General features: G+C 34.4%; 4 protein-coding genes. 1 reads left to right on the top strand and 3 read right to left on the bottom strand.

The window, feature by feature from the left end:
* Nucleotides 1-148 precede the first annotated feature (148 nt).
* The 3 genes from AB8B65_RS19695 to AB8B65_RS19705 all read right to left on the bottom strand — a co-directional run bounded on the left by AB8B65_RS19695 (nucleotide 149) and on the right by AB8B65_RS19705 (nucleotide 3,184).
* Nucleotides 149-850, bottom strand: coding sequence for a hypothetical protein (locus AB8B65_RS19695; RefSeq protein ID WP_405302995.1), 702 nt, complete (start codon nucleotides 848-850; stop codon nucleotides 149-151).
* Between the two features lie 39 nt (nucleotides 851-889).
* The gene (locus AB8B65_RS19700) at nucleotides 890-2,290 is read right to left on the bottom strand and encodes an MFS transporter (protein ID WP_405302996.1); all 1,401 of its coding nucleotides are present in this window, start codon (nucleotides 2,288-2,290) and stop codon (nucleotides 890-892) included.
* A gap of 72 nt (nucleotides 2,291-2,362) precedes the next feature.
* Complete coding sequence (locus AB8B65_RS19705; protein WP_405302997.1) at nucleotides 2,363-3,184, bottom strand: M48 family metallopeptidase; 822 nt, start codon at nucleotides 3,182-3,184, stop codon at nucleotides 2,363-2,365.
* 159 nt (nucleotides 3,185-3,343) lie between these two features.
* On the opposite strand from AB8B65_RS19705, the gene AB8B65_RS19710 reads away from it, so the two are divergent.
* Nucleotides 3,344-4,213: an alpha/beta fold hydrolase gene (locus tag AB8B65_RS19710; protein ID WP_405302998.1), complete on the top strand. Its 870-nt coding sequence runs from the start codon at nucleotides 3,344-3,346 to the stop codon at nucleotides 4,211-4,213.
* Nucleotides 4,214-4,808 lie beyond the last annotated feature (595 nt).

Genomic DNA, 4,808 nt, shown 5'->3' on the forward strand with positions numbered 1-4,808 from the left:
CCATGCAATCCTTGTCGTTCTAAATCGTTCTTCGTCGTACAAGAACTTACAACCAAAAGCATGGTAATGAATGGAATAATTATAAAGTATCTTTTTTGTTTCAATTTTTTCTTTTTTTTCAGATTGAATCCTCTCAGAATGAAGTTAATTAATAATATTCGTAAGTTCTAATGGAAATTTTGTTTGGCTTTTTACGACCTGCTCCTGTGTAATTTAAACGTTTCGTCCAATTGTCTTGATCGTCAAATTCAAGATATCTATAAGTTTCAATAATTGATTTCCCGCCAATTACGCCCTCATCAATGCGCCTTTTAAAATTTCCTTTCATATCATATTCATACAGTGTTATTTGTTCTCTCCTTTTTTTTCCTTCTTCAAAAAATTGCATACTATGTTTAATAACTCTCCCATTTTTATACCAAAATTTCCCCATTAGCTTTTTCTCTCCATCGATTCCAATATCTGTGAATTTCTGCTGATCACCAACACGCCTATCAAAAAAAGTAGTCCCTGTAAGATTTCCTGCTGCATCGTACTTTACCTCTTCAACTAGTTGATTACCTTCAGTTTTAACAATCACTTTTTGCATTATGCTGTCTTTGTTGTCCATAGCTTGTCGCATTTCAGGATTTCCATTTGTATCAAAAAAAGCTTTATAATGATATCCTAGTTTCATTTTTCCTTGCTTCCATTCTCCGTCAACCAATACAACTTCATATTGCTGTTCTACAAATGTTTTTACGTTTCCATGAAGTCCATACATGTCTAAACTCATCATCTTTGAACACGAAATAGTTAGCATGAAAAGTATAAAAACCGTGAGAAGCAAACTATATTTTTTTCTTTTCATTCGTCAATTTTATTGATCTTGTAAAGAGTAGAAACCTTCTTACTGTACATACTTCGTCTTTTTTATAAAACTCAGAATGATAAACGAAATAAGGAAAAATATGGCTAAAAATAGTACAGACCATTGCATAGAACCTGTGATAGAGTTTAACAAACCAAACACGACCATTCCTAAAACAATGGCTACTTTTTCAGTAACATCATAAAAACTAAAATACGTAGCGGTATCTTCGGTTTCGGGTAATAATTTAGAATACGTTGAACGTGATAAGGACTGAATCGCGCCAAGCACTAACCCAATTAATCCACCTAAAACATAAAAATAGAGTTGTATATTTTCTTGCGATTTGTCAAGTGAAAATGCAACAAAACAAACCAATCCCCAAATGACAATTGTAATTTTTAAAGCTGTTAGGTTTCCGTATTTTTTTGAAACATTTGAAAAAATGTATGCTCCAAATATGGCCACAAATTGCACTAACAAAATTGCGCCGATTAAATTGGTTGTTGGCAAACCTAATTCTGTACTTCCAAAAATTCCTGCCATATAAATAATTGTTTGTACACCCACACTAAAAAAGAAGAAAGATGCTAAAAACATGCGCAATTCTGCATACGCTTTTAATTCGTTCCACACTTTCCCTAATTCTCTAAAACCGCTGGTTAAATAGCCTTTTTTCGGAGTTCTTGGATTTTCATTTTTCGGTAATTTTCTATACGTAACCTGTGCAAAACCTAACCACCAAACTCCAACTACGATAAAAGAAATACGTGTAGCAAGTCCTTTTGCAATTCCAAACATTTCATGTCCTTCAATAAGAACCAAACACGCAATGAGTAACAATATAGAACCTATATATCCCATAATAAAACCTTTCGCACTTGCAGCATCTTGCTGTTCCGGATGTGCTACTTCGGGTAAATATGCGTTGTAGAAAACGATACTTCCCCAAAACCCAATTCCTGAAGTTATGGTGAGTAACAATCCAACCCACAAACTAACCTCATCTTGAAAAAAGAACAATCCCATAATGGAGATGGAACCTAAAAGACAAAAGAATTTTAAAAATTTGAGTTTATTTCCTGTATAATCTGCTATTCCCGAAAGTATTGGAGATATAAAGGCGACAATTAGCATAAAGAAAGCAATGGTATAATTGTATAAAGTTGTCGGATCCCAATCGGTTCCTAAAAAAGCAATTTTCTTATTAAAAAATGCCGTTGCATGATTGTATAAGGTTGTAAAATCCCAATCTACTCCCAAAGAGTCCATTTTATCTTTCAATCGATATTGCTCAAAACTCCCAGTAACACCAGCATAGTAAATAGGAAAAACCGCTGTACTTATAACCAATGAATATACTGAGTTTGCCCAATCGTAAAATGCCCAAGCACCAATTAGTTTTTTATCTCCTTTTTGCAATTGTGTCGTTTTTCCCATAGTGTATAAAAATAAAAGCCATCCGTAATGGATGGCTTCTAAAATACAGATTTATTTTTGAATCCGTTTTATCTAAAAGTTTTTTATCGGTCTAAATTGAGTGACACCAAATTTTCTAGCTTCTGATTTTGCTGTGGCAGCTTCTGCTTGTAAATTTTTTACACGCGTTGCACTTGCCGGATGTGTACTTAAAAATTCTGGTGGTGCTTGTCCGTTGCTTCTTGCGCCCATGCGCTTCCATAATTCTGCTGCTTCATCTGGATTGTATCCTGCAATTGCCATTAAATAGATTCCAATTTTATCAGATTCATTTTCGTGTTTTCTGCTAAATGGCAACATTCCTAAAACGTTAGATCCAACGCCATAATACTGGTTAAATGCTTGGCGCGATTTTGCATCTGTAATGGCAATATTTCCAACTACCGAAAGTCCTTGCTGAATATACGCAGCACTCATACGTTGTTGCCCGTGATTTGCTAAAGCGTGCGCAACTTCATGTCCCATAATTGCTGCAATGGCAGTTTCGTTTTGGGCTACGTCTAAAATTCCTGTGTAGAATACAATTTTTCCTCCTGGCATACACCAAGCATTTACTGCCGGATCGTTCACCAAATTATATTCCCATTTGTAATCTTTTAAATAGCCTTGTTGTCCATTGGCGTCTAACCAACGTTCAGCAGCTACAGCAATGCGCTCTCCTACTCTTTTTATCATTTCCGCTTTTGCAGTTCCGGTCACTACTTTACTTTCCGTTAAAAACTGATCGTATTGTGCAAATGCCGTTGGAAATAACTGTGCATTAGATACAAATGCTAAGGTTTTTTTTCCTGTAAAAGGATTTGTAGCACAAGACAGCATGAATACAAAAACTGATAATGTGATTATTTTTTTCATGTTCTTTTAATGTTTTAAGTCTTTATTGTAAAATTGATTTACTATCGGGTTTTTACAAAATTAGCAATAATTAAATAATTCACATAAAACTATAAAATGTATTTCCGAAGCTCGGAAATTTATCTCACTTTTGAACAATCTTAGATATCTTACCAAAAAATGAGTCGAACTGCACCACAATTAAAGCCTGAACCTACCGTAAAAGTACCTAAACCGATTTTGTATACCGGACGTTTTTTACAATTTTTGTCTACGTCACTTGCCGCGAAATATGCGAAGCGCCTTTTTATTACTCCAATAAAATATAAAATGCCTAAACGTGAGTTTCAGATGGATAAAGAAGCGACACAAACTTTGGTGCATGTTCCCGCTATTGAGAAAGATATTTTGGTGTATTTGTACGGAGAAAGTGATAAAAAGATTTTGTTAGCACATGGTTGGAGCGGACGCGGAACGCAATTGGTGAAAATTGCCGATCATTTTGTGAAATTAGGATACCAAACTATTAGTTTTGATGCTACATCACATGGAAAGTTGAAAGGAAATAAATCTTCTTTGTTAGAATTTATCGCTTCTATCCATGAAATTAATACACAGTATGGTCCGTTTGAATTTGCCATTGGGCATAGTTTGGGCGGCATGTCTTTGTTGAATGCAATTAAAGGTGGCGTTCAAGTTAAAAAGTTAGTTACTATTGGCGCTGCGGATATGATTTCGGATATTATTGCTCATTTTATAAAAGCGCTTACGTTGAAACCGATTGTTGCTACAAAAATGAAAGCGACCTTAGATCGGATCTACGGAAGTGATATTGATGAAGTTTCAGCAAGTTATGCGGCCAAAGGAGTTACAATTCCTACTTTAATAGTACATGATGAAAATGATGCAGATGTCCACGTTAGTTGCGCGCATGCGATTCATAAAGCACTGCCAAATGGCACAATTCATATTACACAAAATTTAGGACATCGTAGAATTTTGGGGAATACGGAAGTGATTGCGAAGATTGAGGATTTTTTGTTGAGTTGATTTGTCAATTTGTTGATTCCCAATGCTGGCACGAGTTTATGAATTCATGTCGTTAAACAATCTAAAATAATGGCTTTGAGAATATTTTCAGAATTCAAAGCTGTTCTCGATACATTTTTTTATTAAAAAATACTCGAACTGACGTTCTTTAATATGTAAGCCTAAAAAATTATTTATTGATTTATTAGTGAGGTTCCAACACTAGCGCGGGTTTATAACTCCTGTCGTCAAACAAGCTAAAAAAATTCGTGAATTCGTGGTGAAACTACAAACAATCTAAAATAATGGCTTTGAGAATATTTTCAGAATTTAAAGCTATTCTCGATACATTTTTTTATCAAAAAATACTCGAACTGACGATTACTACAGCAAAACAAAAAGAGCCAACACAAAACGTATTGACTCTAGTATTTTTTCAATCTTGAATCTGAAATAATTCAAAATTTATAATTTTACATTCAACATTTCAAACTACCCAATAATATGAATTTCAGAGAAATCTTTTGCAACAATCATTGCGCCATTTTCATCCTTTTTTAAGTCTGAAAGTGCCACACTTACATTGTCTATTTGCACTTCTTTGGCTTTGAATGGT

The organism is Kordia sp. (assembly GCF_045105435.1).
Lineage (GTDB): Bacteria > Bacteroidota > Bacteroidia > Flavobacteriales > Flavobacteriaceae > Kordia.